This is a genomic window from Lysinibacillus sp. GbtcB16 (assembly GCF_019091145.1).
Lineage (GTDB): Bacteria > Bacillota > Bacilli > Bacillales_A > Planococcaceae > Lysinibacillus > Lysinibacillus fusiformis.
This window is the reverse complement of the sequence record NZ_JAGXJV010000889.1, coordinates 1-234: the sequence shown is the minus strand read 5'-3', so window position 1 is coordinate 234 and position 234 is coordinate 1. Positions and strand designations below refer to the sequence as shown.

The following is a 234-nucleotide window of genomic DNA, read 5'->3' as shown; positions in this document are numbered from 1 at the left end:
TGGTCTTAGTACCACGCGTCCACCATTTTTTTCAATATGCACCCAAGAGAGCTCTCGAAGCTGTTCTAGTAGCTTTTGGCGTATAACAGTAATAGAAGGTAAATTTTTTTTAGAAAGTGGTGTTTCTATTTGAAATGTATCATGAAAGGTTTTACCTAAGCGCTGCACCAATTCAGGTGTCGCTGCTTCAATGTCTACTTTCCAAATCGCTTGCGCACCAATTATTGGGATGGC

Annotated in this window: 1 protein-coding gene; it reads right to left on the bottom strand. The window is 40.6% G+C overall.

Annotated elements, in window-relative coordinates:
• Positions 1–234, bottom strand: a 234-nt coding sequence (locus KVT27_RS26210) for a sporulation protein YqfD (RefSeq protein WP_217582336.1), incomplete at both ends; no start/stop codon positions are given.